The 21,654-nt window shown below is 42.6% G+C and carries 18 protein-coding genes; 4 read left to right on the top strand and 14 right to left on the bottom strand.

Annotated elements, in window-relative coordinates:
- Window positions 1-18 precede the first annotated feature (18 nt).
- From SULKU_RS08195 to SULKU_RS08155, 9 genes are all read right to left on the bottom strand, one after another.
- Window positions 19-1,143 (bottom strand): sensor histidine kinase, encoded by a 1,125-nt coding sequence (locus SULKU_RS08195; RefSeq protein WP_013460488.1) that lies wholly within the window; start codon window positions 1,141-1,143, stop codon window positions 19-21.
- On the bottom strand, window positions 1,133-2,791 hold the full coding sequence (locus SULKU_RS08190) for an EAL domain-containing protein (protein WP_013460487.1): 1,659 nt from the start codon (window positions 2,789-2,791) through the stop codon (window positions 1,133-1,135). The genes SULKU_RS08195 and SULKU_RS08190 overlap by 11 nt, the downstream gene beginning before the upstream one ends.
- Window positions 2,784-3,464, bottom strand: a complete 681-nt coding sequence (locus SULKU_RS08185; RefSeq protein ID WP_013460486.1) for a response regulator transcription factor — start codon at window positions 3,462-3,464, stop codon at window positions 2,784-2,786. Before SULKU_RS08185 ends, SULKU_RS08190 begins: the two co-directional genes overlap by 8 nt.
- Complete coding sequence (locus SULKU_RS08180) at window positions 3,461-4,648, bottom strand: ATP-binding response regulator (protein WP_013460485.1); 1,188 nt, start codon at window positions 4,646-4,648, stop codon at window positions 3,461-3,463. The genes SULKU_RS08185 and SULKU_RS08180 overlap by 4 nt, the downstream gene beginning before the upstream one ends.
- A 35-nt stretch (window positions 4,649-4,683) precedes the next feature.
- A complete protein-coding gene (locus SULKU_RS08175) occupies window positions 4,684-6,408 on the bottom strand; it encodes an EAL domain-containing protein (protein WP_013460484.1) in 1,725 nt (574 codons plus the stop codon).
- Window positions 6,398-7,591, bottom strand: coding sequence for a sensor histidine kinase (locus SULKU_RS08170; protein ID WP_013460483.1), 1,194 nt, complete (start codon window positions 7,589-7,591; stop codon window positions 6,398-6,400). Before SULKU_RS08170 ends, SULKU_RS08175 begins: the two co-directional genes overlap by 11 nt.
- Before the next feature lie 239 nt (window positions 7,592-7,830).
- Window positions 7,831-9,264 (bottom strand): methyl-accepting chemotaxis protein, encoded by a 1,434-nt coding sequence (locus SULKU_RS08165; RefSeq protein WP_013460481.1) that lies wholly within the window; start codon window positions 9,262-9,264, stop codon window positions 7,831-7,833.
- Entirely contained in the window at window positions 9,239-9,724 is a 486-nt protein-coding gene (locus tag SULKU_RS08160) for a PAS domain-containing protein (protein WP_013460480.1), read from the bottom strand. The genes SULKU_RS08165 and SULKU_RS08160 overlap by 26 nt, the downstream gene beginning before the upstream one ends.
- Window positions 9,724-10,329: a POTRA domain-containing protein gene (locus tag SULKU_RS08155; protein WP_013460479.1), complete on the bottom strand. Its 606-nt coding sequence runs from the start codon at window positions 10,327-10,329 to the stop codon at window positions 9,724-9,726. Before SULKU_RS08155 ends, SULKU_RS08160 begins: the two co-directional genes overlap by 1 nt.
- Before the next feature lie 267 nt (window positions 10,330-10,596).
- Between SULKU_RS08155 and SULKU_RS08150 the strand changes: the two genes are divergently transcribed.
- The 3 genes from SULKU_RS08150 to SULKU_RS08140 all read left to right on the top strand — a co-directional run bounded on the left by SULKU_RS08150 (window position 10,597) and on the right by SULKU_RS08140 (window position 15,966).
- Window positions 10,597-11,892 (top strand): DEAD/DEAH box helicase, encoded by a 1,296-nt coding sequence (locus tag SULKU_RS08150; RefSeq protein WP_013460478.1) that lies wholly within the window; start codon window positions 10,597-10,599, stop codon window positions 11,890-11,892.
- Between the two features lie 89 nt (window positions 11,893-11,981).
- Window positions 11,982-14,246 carry a diguanylate cyclase gene (locus SULKU_RS08145; RefSeq protein ID WP_013460477.1) on the top strand — a complete coding sequence of 755 codons (2,265 nt, stop codon included), beginning with the start codon at window positions 11,982-11,984 and terminating at the stop codon, window positions 14,244-14,246.
- Between the two features lie 85 nt (window positions 14,247-14,331).
- Window positions 14,332-15,966: a methyl-accepting chemotaxis protein gene (locus SULKU_RS08140; RefSeq protein WP_013460476.1), complete on the top strand. Its 1,635-nt coding sequence runs from the start codon at window positions 14,332-14,334 to the stop codon at window positions 15,964-15,966.
- A gap of 76 nt (window positions 15,967-16,042) precedes the next feature.
- Here the strand turns inward: SULKU_RS08140 and SULKU_RS08135 are convergent, their stop codons facing one another.
- From SULKU_RS08135 to SULKU_RS08115, 5 genes are all read right to left on the bottom strand, one after another.
- The gene (locus SULKU_RS08135) at window positions 16,043-17,647 is read right to left on the bottom strand and encodes a methyl-accepting chemotaxis protein (RefSeq protein WP_013460475.1); all 1,605 of its coding nucleotides are present in this window, start codon (window positions 17,645-17,647) and stop codon (window positions 16,043-16,045) included.
- A 100-nt stretch (window positions 17,648-17,747) separates the two neighbouring features.
- Entirely contained in the window at window positions 17,748-19,115 is a 1,368-nt protein-coding gene (locus SULKU_RS08130; protein ID WP_013460474.1) for a cryptochrome/photolyase family protein, read from the bottom strand.
- Between the two features lie 2 nt (window positions 19,116-19,117).
- Complete coding sequence (locus SULKU_RS08125) at window positions 19,118-20,065, bottom strand: YbgA family protein (RefSeq protein WP_013460473.1); 948 nt, start codon at window positions 20,063-20,065, stop codon at window positions 19,118-19,120.
- A 40-nt stretch (window positions 20,066-20,105) separates the two neighbouring features.
- Entirely contained in the window at window positions 20,106-20,306 is a 201-nt protein-coding gene (locus SULKU_RS08120; RefSeq protein WP_013460472.1) for a hypothetical protein, read from the bottom strand.
- Between the two features lie 42 nt (window positions 20,307-20,348).
- Window positions 20,349-20,822: a transglycosylase SLT domain-containing protein gene (locus tag SULKU_RS08115; protein WP_041666782.1), complete on the bottom strand. Its 474-nt coding sequence runs from the start codon at window positions 20,820-20,822 to the stop codon at window positions 20,349-20,351.
- Between the two features lie 316 nt (window positions 20,823-21,138).
- Here SULKU_RS08115 and SULKU_RS08110 point away from each other — a divergent pair, with 316 nt between their 5' ends.
- A complete protein-coding gene (locus SULKU_RS08110; RefSeq protein WP_013460470.1) occupies window positions 21,139-21,654 on the top strand; it encodes a hypothetical protein in 516 nt (171 codons plus the stop codon).

Raw genomic sequence — 21,654 nt, 5'->3', positions numbered from 1 at the left:
CTGTAGGACTCTCATCTACTAAGAATCGATGAATTTTAGTTGGCTGGCATCGCTTCGAGGGAGAGTAATGGTAAATACGGTTTCATTCTCAGATACCGTGAGCCGGAGGCTTCCTTTAAACTCCTGTGTGATAATGAGACGTGCGATGTGCAGACCGATTCCAAATCCTTCTCCTTGCCCTTTGGTAGAAAAATGGGGTTCGAATATTTTGTCCCGTATCGCTTCTGGGACTCCTCCCGCATTATCTTTAATCGCAAATATGACTTCGGTATCGGTGCTGTACGCTTCAACGGAGATCGTTTTGGGATAATCAAGGGCAATAGTTTTAAAAGCATCTTTCGCATTGGCTATCAGGTTCACCAAAACCTCTTCGAGATCAGTCGCATATCCGTGCAGGAATTTATCCTCTTCCAAAGCGATTGTTCGATATTCGATTCGATCACGCTGAAGCTGATCGGCAAAAAAGAGTTTAATGCGTTCCATCATCGCATTAATTGAAAACGGCTCTTTGCCTCGATGTATTTTCCCCATATTCAGGACGCTTTTTAAGATTTCGGCCATTCGTTGAGACTGGTCGGATATTATTTTTGCGCTTTTTTGGATCGATGCGGAAGGGACCGACTCTTCGAGAGTCGATTGGATAGATAGATTGATCGCCTCCATACTGATAAGATTGATCGGCTGGCGCCACTGATGAGCGACGACATTAAGCGATTCAACCATCCCTGATCGGCGGGAACGTAATTTTAATGCATCCGAATAACGAATCGTATCGAGATGTTCACGAAGCATGGGGAGGATCATCGTACACAGAGCATCCGATTCGGACTCTTTTGTCAGATGGGGGAAGGAGACAGAGTGAAAGTTTAATGCAAGTGAACGTAAATACTCCTCTTTTTCTCCGCTGCATAAAATGATCATAACCGGTTTTTTCCCTATTGAACGGAGCATGTTGCAAGCCTCAAAATGGTGCTTGTCAAACGTATCTGTCTCTAAAACAAGAGCAATAAAATCTTCGGAATTCAGCATATCCGGATCGTATGGGGCAGATTTAATGGAAAAAAAACTTTTGAGCGTATCATTGGGGATAAACAAGGGTGTGGTATCGTAAAGATGCAGTAAATGAAAAATGTTATTTTGCATGATTGACCTCAAATATGTCTCCGCTCAGGGAACCGTTATAGGCATCGATACCCGTATCTTTAAGCCATTCTAACTCGGCTGTTTCGTTGATCCCCGTAGCGATTATTTGAGAACCTATTTTATGAGAGATTTCTACAATTTTAGAGAGGATGAAATGCATATCGGAGCTTCTCCCTTTTGCGATGAGGTCAGGATGCAGTTTGATAAAATCAGGACGAAGCGAGAGTAGAAGCAAAAGATCGAATTCACCGATTCCGAAATGGCTGATCATGATTTTAAATCCGTTTTTTTGAAGTATTTTTACATGATCGAAAAGGGTAGCGTTTTTGAGTATTTTCAGTCCGTCGATGATATGAAAACACAGATGAGAGGAATTGATTTGATTGCGTTTGGCCCAAAATTCGATATACGACAAGAGAGATTCATCACTCAACTCAATAGCGCTCAAGGCTACGACAATCGGTTTCTGAGGCACTAAAATATGGCTTAATTCGAAAGTATGCCGTATCATCCATCGGGTAATCATCCCTATTTGGCCCATATCGATTGCGATGGAACGAAACGTTTCAGAGCCGTACAGCTGATTTTTATATCTGATTTTGACAACGCTTTCATAGGCAAAAATATTATTGCTTCGGGTATCACGGATCGGTACGAAAAAAGGGACGATGTTCTTTTCGTACAGTGCATCGAAGATCATTTTGAGGATTTCATGACTTTTGATGAACGCAGAGTTTTCATCCTGATCGTCGAGGGTGTAAACATTGTATCCTCCCCCGATGTGGTCTTCCACGTTTTCGAGTGCCAGTTTCGAATTGAGCAGAATGTGCTCTTTCCCGTAGGCTATGCCGATCGAAATACTGGAATTTAGGATGATCCCTTTTTCCGATGTGTGAAAATAGCGGGCAACGGAAATCATATTGGAAGCGATAGTAGTGGCGAATTCAATCGCTTTATCTTCAATGACGAAACAAAACTCGTCGTTACCGATACGGTAAAACTCTCCTTGTGCATCGAGCGTCATATTTTGCAACAGAGCCGACAGCTCGGTGATGTATTCATTGGCGAATAGTTCTCCAACAAATTTGAAAATATTATTCAAATGGTTTACCCGGATTCGCAACAGAGTGAAGGGGGGCGACTCTACCGTATGAATCCGATCGGCAAGTTCTTGGAAGCTTTTCCATCCGGTCACCGGATCGTTTTCGAACAAAAGAGGGGAATCATTTTTGGGGTGATAGGTAAAAATCTTGTCCAAACTCTCAAAGAGTTTCGGCATGTCGAGGGGTTTGATGAGATAGGCTTCGACATCCAGCCGGATAGCTTCTGCCATATATTCGGCTTCATCATGGGCGGATAAAATCAGGATCGGCTGTTTGTCGCTTCGAGCACGAATCTGTTTGATCAAACGGAGCCCCCCCATTTTAGGAAGCTCTAAATCGGTGATGATGAGGGTGAACGGCTCATTTTTTTCTTCTCTTTCGATGAAAAGAGAATACGCTTTATCCCCGTCTGAGGCGATGACACACTCTTTGAAAAAGACGTTAAGTATCCGTACAAGCGAATGGGCAAGTTCGTTGTCGTCTTCTACGACCAGTACACTGCGGGATTCGGAGCCGATTTTGAGTTTTTGGATATCGTTAGGCATATTCTGCCTTTTTCATCGTATAGCCGAATCCGCGAATATTTTCGATGAGCTCTTCTTTGAGTTTGCTTCTCACCCGATTCACCAAAGAACGTATCGTAGAAGCTTCCGCCTCTTCACCGTCCCACACAAACGACCTGATACTCTCATCGGTCATAATCTGTCCCAGATTGCTCACAAACATAGTGATTAACGAGAGTTCCTTTTTCGTGAATTTTTGAACCTCTCCGTCGTAATAAAGAAAATTACTCTCTTTATTAAACGTATAATGGTCGCTCAGATGTATTATCGGATCGTAACGGGCGTTTGAAGGCTGTTGGACTTTGCTGGTAAGGTGAAGAATCCGTATATCGAGTTCTTTGAGATTGAACGGTTTTTTCAGGTAGTCGCTGCATCCGGATGAAAAAGCATCGGAAATGTATTCAACGTCGTGGTAGGCACTGATGATGATTTTTGGAGTATTAGGATATTTAATGGCAATGGCTTTTAGGCACTCCAGCCCTCCGACGAGAGGGGTATTGATATCCAGGATATAAAAATCGTGAGCCTGAGTATGAATTGCTTCCAGTACTTCTTGACCGTTATCGTAATAATCGACAAGGTGGCCGCGTGCGAGAAGGTAGGTCCTGATGGAACGGGCCAGCATGAATTCATCTTCCAGCAATAGAATTCTCATTCACTCTCTCCGTCACTCTGATGTAACACTATTGTAGATGAGTTGTGTTGCAAGAGTGTCGCATTTTTAAAAATATAGCGAAACGATGTTCCCCGCGCTGCTGTCGATGAAATCTCTATGTCAATATTCTCTTCCTCGCAAATTTGTGCGACGATGCTTAAGCCCAATCCGTATCCCCCTTTATGATCCGATTCGCGATAAAAACGGTGAAAAATCTTTTTTTTATCCTGAATAAGGGGCCCGTGATTGTGAACTTCAAAAAAGAGGTCTCCTTTACGGATTCCGACCGTCACATTGATTTCACCCGGACGGTAGGAATATTTTATCGCGTTGGAGAGCGTATTATCGATAAGGCGGGAGAGTTTAAGCTCATTAAAGTGAATGGAAGGGAGATGGGGCTGGCCTACTCGAAGGGAGAGTTTGAGTTCGTTTACTTCGGCGATACAGGTGAAATATCGCACCCTCTCATGAATAAACTCAGCCATATTGATTAAGCTGTTTTGTTCACTGAAACGGTCCCGTTTCATCAGATACGTCATGTCTTCATAACTGTTTTGGATGATCCGTGAACCCGCTTCGATCGCATTGAGATATTCGTTGTCGATTCCGTCCATTCTGAGTAGATCAATGTTGGCGATGATGACGGCAAGCGGTGTATGGATTTCATGAATGGCATTTTTTAAAAATTGGTCTTGATCGTCTAAAAGCTTGAGAGCATACTCTTTTGAATCTTCGAGCAGTTTACGGGAAGCTTCGAGTTCACGGTCATAATCAATCCTTTGAAGCAATGTGATAAGGGCATTGAACAAATCGCTTTGATCGATCGGTTTGAGGATAAAGCGGTCTACTCCGTAGCGGATAGACTCGATAAAAATTTCGCGTTCTTCAGTCCCGGAAATGGCGATGACTTTTTGATGCGGATCGATTTGTTTTACCTGGCGGATCAGATCGATCCCGCTCTCCTTGCCCAAATGGATATCGCTGATGATAATAAAAGGGATCATCGACGCTTGGAGCGAACGGTATGAAGCAAGTGCTTCGTCGAGGGTAGAAGAGGTATAAATGGTTTCGAAAAAATGGGACAAAAGCCGTTCAAGACTCTCAATAATATTTGCGTCATCTTCGACGATCAGCAAGTTTTTGTTTTTCCCGAGCTTTTTTAACGTAATAACCGGATTTTCCATTTTCTCTCTCTTATTAGATGATTATAACTTAACTCTTAGAGAGATTGGATAAATCGCATGGATAAGTCGTAGGGAATGGGCTGTCCGAAGAGGTATCCTTGTGACTCATTGACTTCCATCGAATCAACCATCGATTCTATGGAACGGCTTGAAACAAATTCCGCTATCGTTTTTATCTCCATTTTTTTTGCAAACGATGTGATCAATTCAACAATGGTTTGTGAAAGGACTCCTGATTCAATATCCATAATCAAAGAGCCGTCGATTTTAATGTAATCGATGTTCAGTCTGGCCAAGTGCTCGAAATTGGAGTACCCCGATCCAAAATCATCAATAGCTATTTGGCATCCGTAGTGTTTGAGCCGGTTTAAAAAAATACCCAGCTCTTCATATGAATCGATCCCTTCTGATTCGAGAAGTTCAAATACCAACCGATTCGGTTCAGGGAATGCTTCGATCTGGGCAAATAAAAACTTTTGGGTAAACGAATTTTTGATATCGTCGATTGAGAGATTAATACTCACAGTGCATTCCGAGTCTTTAAAGTCATCCATCGCTTTTTTAATCACCATATGGCTGATTTGGCCGTAGGTTTTTGTCTCTTTGGCAATATTTAAAAAATGTTCCGGTGTGATAATTTTCCCGTCCGGCAGAATCAAACGGGCCAATGCTTCGTATTTAATGATTTTTTTTGAGATATTATCGATGATCGGCTGATAAAAAGGGACAAAGCGGTTTTCCCGTAATGCCCGCTTGATCTCTTCTTTGTATTTGAGCTTCTCGGAACGTAACTGGTCTTTGATCGGATCTTGATGGTAAACAACAACTTTTCCGGTACGCTGAGCCTCTCTGAGTGCGATATCCCCTTTTGAAAGAGATACGGCTTCGTTGTGAGGAACGATTGCAATTGCCATCTGCAGATGGATGAATTCGCTCTCAATCTTGATTTGATTATTTTCGAAGATTTGATTGGTCAATATGGCGAATTTTTCCAAATCATCGCTCGGCATAGGGATCAGAAGGGCAAAGTGGCTTCCGCTGATTCGGTAGAGATTGGCATTATCAAGTATTGAAAATCTTTCGCGTAAAAAATCGGCACTATGGCGAATAATCGAATCACCTATTTCGTAGCCGTAAAAATCGTTAAGGCTTTTGAAGTCATTGATTTTAAACAAGGCGAGTGAAACATTTGAAAGACTTAAAAGATCTTCTTCAAATTTTCCCCGTGTATAAAGTCCGCTGATACGGTCGATAGTATAAAGCTGAAGAAGTTTTTGGCTTTTAGCCTCTACGAGTTTTTCGAGATGAATTCTATAGCGGATATTCTCTTTTTCCTGCTCAATATGCGATACGACTTTATGCAGCAAAGCGAAAGTTTGGTTCGGGAGGATAGGTTTGAATAAATAGCCGTCTATTCCGATTTCGATACTGCGCTGCATCATTGTTATTTCATGATGGGCGGATACGAGCAAAGTGGCTTGATGCGGCTTTTGTTCCTTGATTTTTTCGATCATATCCAGCCCGTTCATATACGGCATTTCGATATCGCTTATAATGAGATCGTACTCGTAGCCTAAGGCGGTATTTAATCCCTCTTTTCCGTTTACGGCAGTATCGACTTTGAAAAAGAAACGGTTTAAAAAATGGGTAAACTGTTGTCGTATTACCGGATCGTCTTCGACGTACAGTACGGTGATATTGTGTCCGATTCTAATCAGTGCTTCTAATGATGCTCCGAAATTCTCAGGATTAGTAGACATTGTATTGCTTTGCATTTGAATTTTTAGGAATATGAACGGCAAAGGTCGTCTCATTGGCGTCACTGCAGGCGCGGAGGGAACCGTTTAAATGTTTTTCGACGATAATCGATGACATGTATAATCCCAGCCCGGTTCCGTTCTTTTCGCTTTTGGTACTGAAGTACGGTTCAAAAATACGTTCTAAAATGTGCGAAGGGATACTTCCGGCATTATTTGAAATCAGAAATAAAAGGGAGTTTTTTTCATTTTCGCTAAGATGAAACCGAATGGCCGGATGTTCGATTATATTTTCGGCGAATGCGTCTTTCGCATTGTTCAGAATATTTAAAAAAACCTGCAACAGCTCATTTTTGTAGGTGGTAAATGCTATTTCGCTATCTCCTTCAAAAGATAGAAAAATCTGCTGGCTGTCAAAGCTTTTACCCATAATCGTCATCAAATCTTTTGCAATTTCCCCGAAGGTGACCGGTTGGGGAAGTTTATTCGGACGAAAAAAATTCCTGAAATCATCGATTGTCCGTGAAAGGAAATGGATGTGTTTATCGATCAATTTTAAATCATTGATCAGCTGTTTTGAATTTGTATTTTCAAGCTGTATGTCCAACAACGTATTATTGGCGATGATGCCGATGACGGTAATAGGCTGGCGCCATTGATGCGCGATCATACCGATCATTTCACCCATGACGGCCATGCGTGATTGTGAAATCATAAGTTTTTCGGTCATTTTATTCTTGTTTTTCTCGGCATCTAATTGCTGCTCGAGATTAACATTTAACGTACGAAGATTTTCGACATTTTTGCAGGCATTGATTGCGTTGAAAAGTTTGATTCTAAATGTTGAAAGCATTATTCCGAACGATTCGATGGCGGTATCTTCTCGGAATACAAAAAGAAAATGGCCCGAATCGACAGGGACATCGAGAATAACGGTTCCTTCGGATGTTTGATGGAGACCGAATGGTTCATCAGAGGCGATTAGAATTTCGGGAGTTGAAAAATCTATCCCGATGTGTTTGGGAACACTGCTTAGGGATTCTGGTTCTATATATTTTCCGGCGATTGCTCCGGTCCAACGGATAAACGTGGAGATGACTTCGCTCAGCATCTCTTCGAGTTCTAACGAGTTTCCGATGGAGTTGAGACACTCAAAAGCAATAAAATGATCATTAGCAGTTTTCATACCGCAACTATAAACATTTAGTGTTGCAAATATGTCGCAATAGGGGTAAAATGAAGCGTTATTTTAACGATTGAGGACGTGTGCTGTACAGCAAAACAGCCATGAGCCCTAACAGTGAAATGGCAATAAAAAACTGTAAATTATCAAACATAAAAAACTTCCTACTAATGCTAAGTTAAATAGAGCAGAGCAAATCGCATGCCAAAGCGGTCATTTAAAATGACCGCCTGAATCTGTGTCTAAATGCGCTTTTGCAATGTTTCGCGAAGCATGGAATCTAAAAGGGTGAAGACTTCTCCTGAAGATTTCTCCATCTCCTGAAAAAGGTCAACAATATCATCTTTATGAGTGAGCATCATATTTTCAGATTCGATCATTTTGGCTATCGTTATGGCAGAATCATGGACATTTTTATGCGGAGTATTAAGCTTGCCGTACCCTTCGGTCTTGGCAAAATATTTTTTGCTCTCTTCACTGTCGTACCATTTGCCGAGTCGGCAATTATGATGATCGACAAACGTTCCGATAAGCGATCTTCCGTATACGGAGTTATAGGTTCTCCCTTTAAAGAGCATGTGATCGATTTTAGCCAGCGTTATAAAGGTTGTCAGTTCGATGTTCCCGACAACTTTAGCCGTTTGGAGCGCGTTACTGTTAAAACGGTGAAGCGTTTCGGAGAATTCCACAATCATCGCATTCGATTTGGTCGAGATATCGTTAATGGTTTCGGACCCTTGTTGTATTTCATGGGTGTCTTGCTGCAGTGTCTGAATGGCAATCGAGATTTCACCCGTTGCGCTTCGTGTTTTTTCGGCTAGTTTACGCACTTCGTCCGCGACAACCGCAAAGCCTCGTCCGTGCTCACCCGCACGCGCCGCTTCGATGGCGGCATTGAGCGCAAGCAGATTTGTTTGATCGGCGATATCTTCGATAAGATTGACTACGGAACTGATATCTACAGCCCGACCTGTCAGTGTTTCTATCGCGGTGTTGGACGAATGGATCGTTTCGGTCAGCAAAGAAAAATTGACCAAAACCTTATCAAGCTCTCCGACTGTTTTCGACGATTGTTCGGCGGTTGATTGAGAGAGAGAAACAATTTCCGAGAGTTTGTCGAGTGAGCCGACCAGGTCTTGCTGAATGACATCAAGCCCCCCCGTCGAACGGCTGGCTACTGAAAGTTTTGCCTCTAAATCAGAGAACTTAAGCGCATCATGGGCATGTTTCATTTTATCGACATTTTGGTTGATGTATTCGGCTGAGCGTAAAAATCTCCCCTTTAAACCGGAGACTTGAACTTTCCTGTGGAACTTGTCTTTACTGAGGGCCTCGATAACGGCATAGGTATCGCGCATAAACACTTCAAGCTGGTCAACCATATCATTGGTATTCCAGCAAAGCTTTCGAAGTTCTCCATGCTCATTGATAGAAACAATACGCGATTCCAGTTTCCCTTCTTCGATCTCGTTCATCACTTCTGCGACGTTGTGAATGGTGTTTTGAACTTTGCGGATATTGACAAAAATAGCCCATGCGATAGCAAAGTTGATAAGATTCAATAATCTGATCCAGTCAAATCCGATGGTGATGATTTCATAAACAAGGGCGATTAAAAAAACAATCGAAATAATATTCAGATATTGCAGTTTAGATAGAGAGGATAAATTCTTCATAGCTTTTCCCGGTTGATTGTAATATTTCCATCAGTTTTTTTTCTCCGGTGTGGATTCCGCCCTTTCGCTCGGCTTCCAAAACGGTTTTATAAATGGGTTTGATGATATCGAGCATCTTCGTTGAGGGCTTGCGTCGTACGGAGTGGTAGCCTATAATCTCTCCATGGTCATCAAAACTCGGAGTGACATGTGCCATAACCCAGTAAAAATCGTCATTTTTAGCTTTGTTGACAACCAGGGCAAAAATCTCTTCTTTACGTCTAATAGTCTCCCACAGCAGTTTGAATACGGTAGAGGGCATATCGCTGTGTCTCAAAATATTATGCGGTGCGCCTATGATTTCAGATGGCGCATATCCCGACATTTGTAAAAACAGTTCGTTTCCGTAGGTTATTTTCCCTTTCGTGCATGTCTTGGAGATAATAAAAGCTTTTTCATCGAAAAAAATCTCACGCGACATCAGTGTTTTCCTTCGCGTGCGTAGAGTGCTTTAAAATCAGGATATTTTTTGATCTCGACGGTCACGATCCCTTGTTCGTTAACACTCTTTATGACAGCATATGCCAGTTCATATCGATGATTACGATAATAATTCTGGACGTTTTGAGCGATTTCGTTTAGATTGGCCTCATTCTTTGTTTTTCCCAGAGAGGGAGCTATAAGATTCATCAAACGGTTGGTTGATATTTTTTCGTTACCGACAAAATAAATCTGATTGATGAGACCCGATTTGATCTCTCGGCGTTGCATTTCACGTAGGGAACGTTCGTTGAAATCGTTGTATTTGCCTATGAGGACGGAAACGGTTCCATTACCCTCATCCGAAGGGTTTATTTTGGCATAGGTGAGTGCATAATTGTTGTGACGGTAATAGGCTTCTACGTCGTGTTCAATAGCCCGGGTTCGGTTCAGATCGGCAATTCGTCCTATATGATGGTGTGTAATTTTTTTCAATGTGTTGGACGTAATTTTGACATTCCCCTTAAAATCGATGGATTGTATAGGTGTAGATGCTAAAATCGAAGATGTCAACGCTAAAGAGACCAACGTCAGTTTGGGGACCATATTATTCCTTGTGTTCTAAAATATTGAAAAAATCTTAGTTGTTTAGTGTCGCATTTTTGTTGCATTTTGAAGAAAGGCTCTTATATGGCCGCTTGAAGATTCAATAGAGCAGAGGTATGATAAAATACTTCTTTATATTTGCACCTACGGTTGGTGCAACGGCGAACTTGCCCTCAACTGCACTTTCTACCCTTATTTTTTCCCCTTGCCTAAAACCGTCCTGAGTTACGACTTTGGTTGGGCCGAACCACCAAAGGAATCTCTTTTATGACATTTACCGATTTACAATTAAACGACTCGTTGCTTAAAGCAATTAATGATCAAGGCTACACAACGCCGACCCCTGTACAGGCACAGGCAATCCCTTTTATTTTAGAAGGGCGTGATATGCTCGCAGGTGCACAAACGGGAACCGGCAAAACTGCCGGATTTACACTTCCGCTTCTTCAAATACTCAGTGATCGAAAACAGCCTAAAACCCATCGAAAGATTCGTGCTCTTATCCTCACGCCGACACGCGAACTGGCGGCACAGGTAGGGGAGAGCGTGAAGCTTTACGGAAAGTATCTTCCCCTTAAAAGTGCCGTTATTTTCGGCGGTGTCGGGATCAATCCCCAAATTACGATGTTACGCAACGGAGTCGATATCCTTATCGCGACTCCCGGACGTTTGCTGGATCATGTGGGGCAGGGGACGGTTGATCTGAGCGGAGTCGAAATTTTTGTTCTGGACGAAGCCGACCGGATGCTCGATATGGGGTTCATCCGCGATATTCGCCGTGTCATCACCATTTTGCCGAAAGTACGACAAAATCTTTTATTTTCCGCAACCTATTCGGACGATATCAAAACATTGGCAAATACGCTGCTTCGCAACCCTGCCGAGGTTGAAGTGGCACGCCGCAACACTTCCAGCGAATTGGTGAAACAAAGCGTTATCCTTGTCGATTGCAAACGTAAAAGCTCTCTTTTGGGCGAATTGATCGGCAAGCATAAATGGGAACAGGTTCTTGTCTTTACCCGCACCAAGCACGGGGCGAACAAACTGACCGAATATCTCCAAAAAATCGGTATTACCGCCGCTGCCATCCACGGCAATAAAAGTCAGTCTGCCCGTACCAAAGCGCTGGATGATTTTAAACGAAGCAGTGTCAGAGTGTTGGTTGCGACCGATATCGCCGCACGGGGTATTGATATTGACGCTTTGCCGCACGTTGTGAACTTTGAGCTTCCCAATATTGCGGAGGATTATGTCCACCGCATCGGGAGAACAGGCCGTGCCGGATGTGAGGGGGAAGCCCTATCTTTGGTATGTGTCGATGAAGCCGATTATCTACGAGGGATTGAAAAGCTGATCAATAAAAAGCTTGACGCGCGCATTATCGAAGGGTACGAACCCGATCCCTCTATCAAAGCCGAACCGATTCAACGCGGTCGCGGCGGTTCCGGAGGCGGAGGCGGTGGAAACCGCGGAGGAAACAGCGGCGGTGGAGCCAAACCGGCACAAAAACGTGATGGCGGACGGCATGAACCGAAACACCGCACTAATGAGCGTCGACGATAAAAGAAAAACACTTCATAAGGAAAACTTTTATCATTAGCACAGTACAATAAATAAAAGTCACTCTTGATAGATAGAAAGTTGGGTAATGTATGGTGTTTCGGAGTTTTCTTTTTCTGATAGTTTGGATCACTGTTCTTAACGGTGCGAATCTGGAAAAAGTATCGATACAGTTTGATTGGAAATATCAGTTTGAATATGCAGGATACATTGCCGCGAAAGAAAAAGGGTTCTATAAAGAGGCCGGCTTAGACGTAGAGTTGCGCGAATACGGGGAAGGTACGGATGTCGTGCAGGATGTTTTGAACTCTAAGGCGACTTACGGAATATACAACAGCAGTGTTGTGGTCGAAAACGGCCGTATTCAGCCGATTGTATTGATGGCCACTTACCTTCAGCACTCCCCATTGGTTTTTGTAACCCAAAAAGGGATCAAAAATCCCGCCGATTTGATCGGTAAAACGATCATGGCAACGAATAATGAGCTCAATCACAGCTCTTTATCACTCCTAATGACCCACTTTGATGTTACAACTTCTAAAAGCCGTTTTGTAGATCAAACGTTTAATATTGCTCCTTTTGTACGGCATGAGGTTGATGCAATGAGCGCATACCGTTCTAACCAGCTGTTTGAACTAGACAGGCTCAAAATCCCTTATGATATTATCGATCCGATGGAGTACGGATTTGTTGTGAACGCCGGCAATCTTTTCACTTCCCGTCAAGAAGCGGTTGAACATTCATTGCGGGGGCAGAAGTTTATCTATGCGACCAACCGGGGTTGGCAATATGCGATAGATCATCCTGATGAAATCATCACCATTCTAAAACGCAAATATAAAGTAAAAAAATCCAATGAAGCATTGGCGTATGAAGCGAAAGTCATCAAAAAACTGATGATGACCGATTTATATAAAATCGGTGAAACAAACAGTGAGTTTACACAACGTTTGTATAAACAGGTTCTTCACGCCGGTATGATTCGCGAAGATCAGAAGTTAGGACAGTTTTTATTTCAAGATGTGGTTGCCAGTGCGAAAAATAGGTTTCAGCTGACACAGAACGAAAAAAACCATCTTCAGGAAAAGAAAAAAATAACGATGTGTGTCGACCCCGAATGGTATCCGCTTGAAGCCGTTCAAAACGGTCAACATATCGGTATCGCTTCGGATATAATGAAAAGCTTTGAATCTAAAATCGGTATTCCCATAGAGCTGGTTAAAACAGGGACATGGACCGAATCGCTTATCAAAGCGCAAAACCGCCAGTGCGATATCTTATCTTTGGCTTCAAAAACGCCGGATCGTGAACATTATTTGGATTTTACCGCAACCTATTTGACGCTTCCGTATGTTTTGGTGACAACGATGGAAAAACCGTTTGTTGAAAATATAGATCAATTGCACGGGGAGAAAATCGGAGTCGTTAAAGGGTACGAAATCGAAAACCGTTTAAAAAAACTGTATCCGGAACTGAATATTGTTGAGGTGGAATCGATCCGTGACGGATTGAAAAAAGTTGAAAACGGGCAGCTCTACGGTTACATCGATAACCTTGTCGTTGCTACTTCCTATATTCAAAAAGAGTATGCGGGAAGTTTGAAAGTTTCATCCCGACTTAATGAAAAAGATGAATTGAGAGTTGCTGTTCGCAATGATGATGTGGTCCTTTATGAGGTTTTCGAAAAATTAGTGGCTCAAATAGATGAGGCCACAATGCAGAAAAGTTATAACCGGTGGGTATCGACGATTGAGCAGGTAAGATGGTTCGATCGTGCTTTGGTTGTTAAAATACTACTTGCCCTCTTTTTGCTTGCAGCCGCATTTATCTGGCGGTATACCATTTTGAAGCGGTACAACACCCGTTTGCTTGAACTCTCAACGACTGATAAACTGACTGGAATATACAACCGTCAAAAAACCGATGAAAAACTGGGTCATGAGCAGCAAAAAGTAAATCGGTATCGCGGTTACCATTGCACCATAATGATGATTGACGTCGATCATTTTAAAAACATCAATGATACGTTCGGCCATCAAGAAGGGGACAGAATATTGCAAAAATTGGCGGAGGTGATGAAAAAATCGCTGCGCCAGAGTGATATGATCGGACGATGGGGCGGAGAAGAGTTTATGGTTATCTTATCCCATACTTCATTGGACGAAGCGGCAACAGTGGCTGAACATCTCCGTCATACGGTCAATGAGTTCCCTTTTACTGAGTTATACCCTGTTACTATCAGCATCGGTGTCGGAGAATTTATGTATGGCGAAGAGGTACATGAATGCGTCGCACGAGTGGATGCCGCACTGTATCGGGCAAAAGAGAGCGGACGAAACAGTGTTGTATTAACTTAGATTTGTATAAAAGAAAGTAAATAAAAATATTTTTAAACTTAATAGTGTATTATCCGTATCACATTTTAGAAAATGGGGATAATCTATGTTTAACAGCAGTTTGCGTCTAAAGATAATCGCGGCTACCCTTTTTATAGCAACGATAGCCAGTTTATTATTTATGTTTTTTATCTATACCGTCCAAAAAAATATTTACATAGAAAATGTAGATGATAAGCTCAAAGTGGCTTCACAAGCGGGCGGACTTTATTTAGGAAATGATTTAGTGGACAAGTTTGATCAGTCTCACCCGATGAGTGCTGATGAACATCTTAATTTGGTCACAAAATTGAGTGCGTATGCACAGGAAAACGGTTTAGAATATATCTACCTGATGGTCAAAGAGGGAGATAAAATTTATACGGTAGTAAGCAGTGCTACGGCTGAAGAGCTTAAAACCAATGATTATGATCCCTTCTTTACCGAATACGATGCGAGTGAAGGGATTCAGAAGGGATTTCAGGAAGGGCACCGTTTTTACGAAGACACTTCTGATAAATACGGCAATTTTCGCTCCTATCTGCAGATCAATCGATCTGAGGGAGGGAAATTGTATATGATCGGCGCTGATATGAAGGTCGATAATATTAAAACAGCACTCAACGCGTTATTAATACAAAGCCTATTGATTTTTTTGGTTGCTTTGATGATCGCCGGGGCAATTGCATGGTGGATATCCGCCCTTATTACTCGTCGGTTGAGTCAATTGACTCAGCAGATGGAAATTCTCTCTGAGAGCCTTGATTTGACTACATCGTTTGATCAAAACGGAAATGATGAGATAGCACGGCTATCACACTCGTTGAAAAAATTTCTGCTAACCATTCGTACCGTTATTTTTGAAGCGGTAAATGTTTCCAAAGAAAATGTGGCTCTTTCATCAGAAACGGTGCAGGATTCCGGTAGCGTGATGGTGAAAGTGACGAATACCAGAAGTTTGGTTCATAAAAATCTGGATGTTATCGGCTCCATCGGTGATCAGCTTCATGCAATGTCGGGTCTCACGGCAAGTGTTGTCGATTCGTTGAATAAAGCTGACAATCAACTTGAAATGACGAAAGAAAGTATTCATGCGGTAGCCGGAAATGCAAAAGAGAGTGCAGCTGCGGGAACGATTATTTCTCAAAAGCTTCGTTCGTTGGAAACTGAAGCGGCGCAAATCCGCTCTATTCTCACGATAATCGGCGATATTGCCGATCAAACGAACCTTTTAGCCCTCAATGCCGCTATCGAAGCGGCACGAGCGGGGGAACACGGACGCGGTTTTGCCGTCGTAGCCGATGAAGTACGCAAGCTTGCAGAAAAAACGCAATCAAGTTTGACCGAGATTCGTGCTACAACTGAAATTATTATTCAATCGGTCGGTGATATTGCCGACAGTACGATTGACTCTTCAGAGGGGATTATTGCCCTCTCACAAACCTCTGAAACATCCGAAGCACTTATCGGCGATGCTGTTGAGGCGATGCGTGATGCGATAAAAGCAATGAATGAAGCACAGATAGGTTATGCAACGCTCCAAAAACACGGTGAATCAGCATCACAGCAGATGACGAATATTGATCAAGATTCGATGAGTAATATTGGAATAATGGAACGGATGGAGCAAAAAATCAGTCGGCTAAATTCATTATCGTATGAACTCGGTGAAAAGCTCAGCTTTTGCAGAACACACTCTTAGTAGGTAATTCTTTTGTTTGTTAAAAAATAAGGAGTGTATTTCTTCCCAAAAGTGCAGGGAAGAAACGTGAAGTGTTTTATGTTCTGAAAACAGAAATTTGAGCTGTAAGCTGCTCGGTCATTTGGTGCAGATGCTCAGCTGCTGCGGCAATCTCTTCGACACTGCGGGCATTAGAGGTTGACAGTTCATTGATATTGCCGATTTTTTGAATAATCGATTCGGTAGTCGATGCGTTATTTTGCGTGTCGGTTGAGAGTTTTTCAATAGCACTGACCGTATCGGCTAGGGCTATAACAGCCGTCTCAGTGTGATGGTTTACCTCTGCTGAAGCTTCAGAGAGCGATTCGATCCGCTTCGTATTGTGGTTCATTTGATCGGTAATATCGTTGATTGATTGAACGATTACATTGACGGTTGCATTGGTCTCTACGAGGCTTTTTTGTGTCCGCTCGGCAAGCTTGCGCACTTCATCGGCTACGACGGCAAAACCGCGTCCGTGTTCCCCCGCTCGTGCCGCTTCGATAGCGGCATTCAGTGCCAAGAGATTTGTCTGATCGGCAATATCGGCGATAACGGTGAGGACTTGTTTAACCTGAGATGCTTCTTGGGAAAGAGAGTTAAGGCGATCGTTGATTTCCCCTTCCATTTGTACGGTTAGAGAGAGCTGCTCGATGGTATTATGAAGTGCCGACTGCGCTTCTTGAAGCGTTTCGCGCGCACCGAGTGCTTTGTGACGTACACTTTGCGCCTCAGAGGCGGAAGCTTTCATCGCCTCTTTCATCTTATCCGATTCTACGGTTGTTTGTGTAACGATTTTAGCCTCTTCTTCGGCAGCTCTTCCGATTGCGAGCGTCGTTGCGGACAGTTCGGCGGATACGGAGAGGTTTTCGCTCGATGCCGAACGGATCCCTTGGAACGCTTGGCGAAGCGTGCTGACTAGCCCGTCGAGTTTACGGCTAATTTGGGCGAGCTCATCGTTCCCTTCGACTTTCGCACTGCCGGTAAAGTCACGGTTTTGTGCCACTTTTTCCATCGTCTCCTCAAGTTTGGCGATAGAAGCAGCGATCGATTTGATCATAATAAAGAAAATTCCCATCACCATCAATGTACTGATAACAACGATGATTTCTGAGATCAACGCATTTTTATCGAGGGTTGCCAAATTCTTCTTTTTCATTTCTTCGACGAGATCAAGCTGCTCGCTTCGAAGCTGCTCGTACATTAGTGCCGATTCTTTGGTAATACGTTGAAGTTCTTTTCCTTCTTTGCTGTTTACAAACTCCGGATCATGAATCAGGTTTTCATTGTCATGGATCATTTGGATACGGGGTTCATTGAGTTTAACCCATGCTGCATGACGTTCTTCGATCAGCTTTAAGCGCTCCTTATTGTCTTGTGAACGGGTCATTTTCGCTAATTTTTCGATTGCATCTGTGAGTTTCTGATTACGGGATTCGTACTCTTTTTTGAATTTGTCATCGTACATGAGCTGAAATCCGCGCAGTTCCATCATTGCACCGTTGGTGTGTGCCCGAATATCGCCCAGCAGGATCATCCGTTCGGTTGTTTTGTTGGCATCTTCATTATTAGAATAGGACAAATATCCCAATGTAATAAAAGTGACCAATGTGAGCGCTGAGAGCGCAGTAAGTTTCCCTTTGATTGTGTCGAGATTGATCATCTGTGTCCTTCTTGTAATGTATGGCGTTTCCATAGTCTGCAATATTATATCATATCCTGGTATAGAAGGAGATAAATAAGCGGCAATTGATGGAATACTGTTATATGGATTTAAAATGATCCAATGCTCTTTTTGCACTTGTTTTTTGATAGACGATTGGGTGGGGGTAATCACATAATGTTAATGAGAAGAGAGCCGTCTCATTATGAAGTGTTGTAGAAGATACCGATGCTAACTGCGGCATCCACCGGCGGATATAAACTCCGTCGGAATCAAATTTTTTTCCTTGAGCATAAGGGTTAAAAATCCGAAAGTAGGGTTGCGGGTCGACTCCGGTTCCGGCACTCCATTGCCATGAGAGAATATTGGAGGCTGCATCATAATCGTTAAGATGCTGTGCAAAAAAAGCCTCTCCCCACTGCCACGGCAACAGAAGGTTTTTTGTAAAAAACGAGGCACATAGCATCCGCGCCCGGTTATGCATTTCTCCGGTCTCCAACAACTCCCGTATCCCCGCATCAACGATCGGCACCCCCGTTTTCGCTGTGCAAAATGCATTAAAATACTCTTCATTGGCGATGCCTCTAAACGGATAACGGAAATTTTGTTCGGAGAGATGCGGGAAATGGTAGAGAAGCATTGCGTAAAACTCACGAAAGATTAATTGTCTGAAAAAGGGTTCGGTATCGCTTCCTCGTTTTTTTTGAATGAGCATCCATCGCAGAACCGCACGTACTGAGAGGGTACCGAAGCGCAGCTGCGTACTTAACCCGGATGTTCCGTTTAACGCCATATAATCACGGTCTTGTGAATAGTGTGCGATTTTGGAGGCAAATTGATCCAATTGTATTGCAGGAGATGATTGCTGCCGGGACGAAAGTTTTTGAGAAATAAATCCGATCGATTCGAGTTGCATGGGCTTGCTTGTATGATCAGATTGTCGGATTGTATGCAAAGAATCATACTCAAAGTCTGTTAGAGACTGCTCGACAGGGATAAATTCTCTCATATGTTCGGGGCTAAAAAGCGATTTCGCACGGTTATAAAACGGGGTAAAGACCAAATAGGGGGTTCCGTCGTTTTTTACAATTTCATCAGGACGGAAAATATAGGTGTCATCGAGACTGTTGAACGGGAGAAGATGGGATATTTCCCGGTCCCGTTCCAGAGCATAGTGATCGTAATCCCCCGAAGCGCAAACTTCGTCAAAATGATGGCGGGAGAGGAGCCATTTAAAAACGTCGACCGGTTTTCCGTAGAAGAGGGCTAAATCAAGCCCTCGCATTTGAAGAGAGGATTTTAGATTGAGCAGTGCATTGTAAATGATGCTAACACGCCGATCGTCGTTTTGTAAAGATGAGAGTATATTGGGATCAAAAATAAAAATCGGGAGGACCTCTCCTTCCAATGATAAAAGAGGATTGTCTTCAATGCGCAGATCACGCCGAAACCATAAAATCCTCTTCATAACTATTTTCCCGCATCGATATGGGAACGCAATGCCAGTGTTTTGGGATAGGGATTTAAAAATGTTTGATCGAGAAGATAGGCAGTATGGTATTTTTCAGCGTACAGTGAAATCGTGGAAACCGGAACGATCAGGGGGACTATTTTATCGGCAAAGTCGCTGATATGGGTATGGAGTATTTTTTTTTCCTCTTTCGTGAGCTCATTTTTAAAAAATCCGGCTAAATGTTCTAAAACATTGCGTGTTTTTTTAATGGAGCTTTTGCGGGAGATAGCCGTTTTGTACCCTAATTCATACATGGAGAATACAATATCCGAAACGAGATTGTCCCGATTGGCGACGATATTTCCGAGCTCCCGGTACAAGAGTTCATCTTTGGATTGGAGCATAAATTTATTAACGGTATGAAAGCGGACGAGATCCCCGATCGTCGGATTTGTGGCTTTAAACTGCTCATACGCATCAAAGGCGAAGAGCTGCATGATGAAATTTTCTCTCAGCCATGCATCCTGAAGCCGTCCTTCCTCTTCCATCGGAAGCAGAGGGTAGCGTTCGCGGCACATTGCAGCGAATACTCCGTCATCTTTTCCTTCGCACAAACCGTTTTCCAAATATATCTTGGCGCTTCCCATTCCGCAGCTGGGAGATTTGGATTTGAAAATAATCCCACAAAGCGGTTCTTTGGATATCTTGGAGAGCTCTTGCTCGGATGTTTGATGCAGCCGGGCCGTAAGATCACTCTGATCTTTATTGGATCGAACATACACCGTGCTCTCATCTTTCAGAAGACGGATGCTCGGTCTTGGTGTACCAAAGGCTATATGCTCCGGGCAAAAAGGGATGAATCGGGCAAACTTCCCCAGTTCGTCGGTAACAAAGCGTTCATGTTTATGACCTCCGTCAAAGCGGATTTTTTCCCCTAATAAACATGCGGAAACGGCAATATTCATTCGTTTTCCTTTACGATGTGGTTATGGCAGAGTATAGATTTCAGTGTTTTTGTTCTTCAGGAGGACGATTAAGTTGGCTCTCTTTATACGCTTTGGATAGTTTTTGCAGGCCCGTATTCATTGTTTTTTGGGGAGTTTTGGAAGGCGAAATCGGGAGGATGAATGCCAGTAGAATAAATACTAGGCTAAAAATGATGCCGCTTAGAACGGCTAAAACGATTTTAAGCTTTTCATCATTCATAAAAACCTCCGAACCTCTGTTCGAAGTATTATAGCTTAAAAATTATGACAGCTTACCTGAGGAGACGAGGCGATTGACGATATTCATATTTTTCATAACGCGGTTGTAGTAGGTATGGTTGACGGTTCCGCCGTTATAGCCGCTGATAGCGTAAAAATGATCTAGTCGCTGATTTTGGAGCAAAACAAGATAGTGGGTAGCAACTTTGGCAGAAAGTCTAATGTCGCCTAACAACCGAGCCGCAAGCTGAACATCGCTAAGATTATTTAGCCAGCGCAGTTTTTTGACGTTTTGGGATACATGTCGAGCGGTAGCCACCTGAATCTGCATCGGACCGAGAGACGCTTTTGTAAATGATTTTTTGCGTTTAAAGTCACCTATGGTATTTTTTCCGGCACTGCTTTCGGTTATGCAGATAGCACTGACGGTATCTTCATACGTACGGCCGTTTTTATCGGGAATTGTTTTGGCTACATCGCGTACCGTTTGTAAAACATGGAGTTGTTTTGGTGTCATAGCGTCAGCTAAAAGTGACAGAGAAAGTAGTAGCATTAGAGAAAGAAATTTCAAAAGATATACCTCGTAAAATGGAATGTGAAATTTTAGGGTACTCCGGAGCGTATAACAATGGTGTGTGCTTTCTAAATGAATCAGTTAAGAAAAAGTAATAGAAATAGGGTGTATCCTACCGACCTGACGGAAAGCTGTGATTAAGATTGGGTAAAAATACGGGTATAAAATGTTAAATACAGTGAAAAATATTGATGTTACTTTAAGTTTCGAGGTAAAAAGTTTTCTAAAACCATCAAAAAAAAGGTTGAAAAAGTAGTCTATGAGTAAAAATGAAACATTTTTTGTCCGATTACTCACTATACTGATGTGCATGACACCGTTATACGGAGAAATTACCGTCGGATTGCTGATATCGATCGAAAATAATTCAAAGTTTCAGATGATACATAATAATGCATATTTTTTGTGTGAACCGTTCGGCATTATGACATTGGAAAAAATAGCAGAAAAAGGTGTCAATCCGACAGAGTGCAAAAATGCCGTTGAGAACTATTATATATCGCATCCTCACGACAAACAGTATGCAAAAGAACATTTGCATATACAACAATCTTACCATTACGAGATGATCAAAGAAGGATGTATTCTGTACGGCAACGGACCAGAGAGTTACAGTGAGATGCTATTGCGTCAGGGATTGGCGGTGATTGATTCCGCATTTGACAATACAGAGTGGAATATGAAGTTAAAACGTGCAATGCAAGGTGCACTGAACCAAAAAAAGGGAATGCACGATACACAGATACAAAAATTATGTATTAAAGAAGAGAAATAG

The organism is Sulfuricurvum kujiense DSM 16994, assembly GCF_000183725.1.
GTDB lineage: Bacteria > Campylobacterota > Campylobacteria > Campylobacterales > Sulfurimonadaceae > Sulfuricurvum > Sulfuricurvum kujiense.
The sequence above is the reverse complement of the archived record's forward strand: the minus strand, read 5'-3'. Positions and strand labels throughout refer to the sequence as shown.

Coding starts and splice junctions, on each gene's coding strand:
- SULKU_RS08125 (WP_013460473.1), bottom strand. CDS start 20,065: ATGAATATTGCCGTTTCCGCATGTTTATTAGGGGAAAAAATCCGCTTT.
- SULKU_RS08150 (WP_013460478.1), top strand. CDS start 10,597: ATGACATTTACCGATTTACAATTAAACGACTCGTTGCTTAAAGCAATT.
- SULKU_RS08175 (WP_013460484.1), bottom strand. CDS start 6,408: ATGTCTACTAATCCTGAGAATTTCGGAGCATCATTAGAAGCACTGATT.
- SULKU_RS08130 (WP_013460474.1), bottom strand. CDS start 19,115: ATGAAGAGGATTTTATGGTTTCGGCGTGATCTGCGCATTGAAGACAAT.
- SULKU_RS08145 (WP_013460477.1), top strand. CDS start 11,982: ATGGTGTTTCGGAGTTTTCTTTTTCTGATAGTTTGGATCACTGTTCTT.
- SULKU_RS08140 (WP_013460476.1), top strand. CDS start 14,332: ATGTTTAACAGCAGTTTGCGTCTAAAGATAATCGCGGCTACCCTTTTT.
- SULKU_RS08155 (WP_013460479.1), bottom strand. CDS start 10,329: ATGGTCCCCAAACTGACGTTGGTCTCTTTAGCGTTGACATCTTCGATT.
- SULKU_RS08110 (WP_013460470.1), top strand. CDS start 21,139: ATGAGTAAAAATGAAACATTTTTTGTCCGATTACTCACTATACTGATG.
- SULKU_RS08120 (WP_013460472.1), bottom strand. CDS start 20,306: ATGAATGATGAAAAGCTTAAAATCGTTTTAGCCGTTCTAAGCGGCATC.
- SULKU_RS08195 (WP_013460488.1), bottom strand. CDS start 1,143: ATGCAAAATAACATTTTTCATTTACTGCATCTTTACGATACCACACCC.
- SULKU_RS08190 (WP_013460487.1), bottom strand. CDS start 2,791: ATGCCTAACGATATCCAAAAACTCAAAATCGGCTCCGAATCCCGCAGT.
- SULKU_RS08135 (WP_013460475.1), bottom strand. CDS start 17,647: ATGATCAATCTCGACACAATCAAAGGGAAACTTACTGCGCTCTCAGCG.
- SULKU_RS08170 (WP_013460483.1), bottom strand. CDS start 7,591: ATGAAAACTGCTAATGATCATTTTATTGCTTTTGAGTGTCTCAACTCC.
- SULKU_RS08160 (WP_013460480.1), bottom strand. CDS start 9,724: ATGTCGCGTGAGATTTTTTTCGATGAAAAAGCTTTTATTATCTCCAAG.
- SULKU_RS08185 (WP_013460486.1), bottom strand. CDS start 3,464: ATGAGAATTCTATTGCTGGAAGATGAATTCATGCTGGCCCGTTCCATC.
- SULKU_RS08180 (WP_013460485.1), bottom strand. CDS start 4,648: ATGGAAAATCCGGTTATTACGTTAAAAAAGCTCGGGAAAAACAAAAAC.
- SULKU_RS08165 (WP_013460481.1), bottom strand. CDS start 9,264: ATGAAGAATTTATCCTCTCTATCTAAACTGCAATATCTGAATATTATT.
- SULKU_RS08115 (WP_041666782.1), bottom strand. CDS start 20,822: ATGACACCAAAACAACTCCATGTTTTACAAACGGTACGCGATGTAGCC.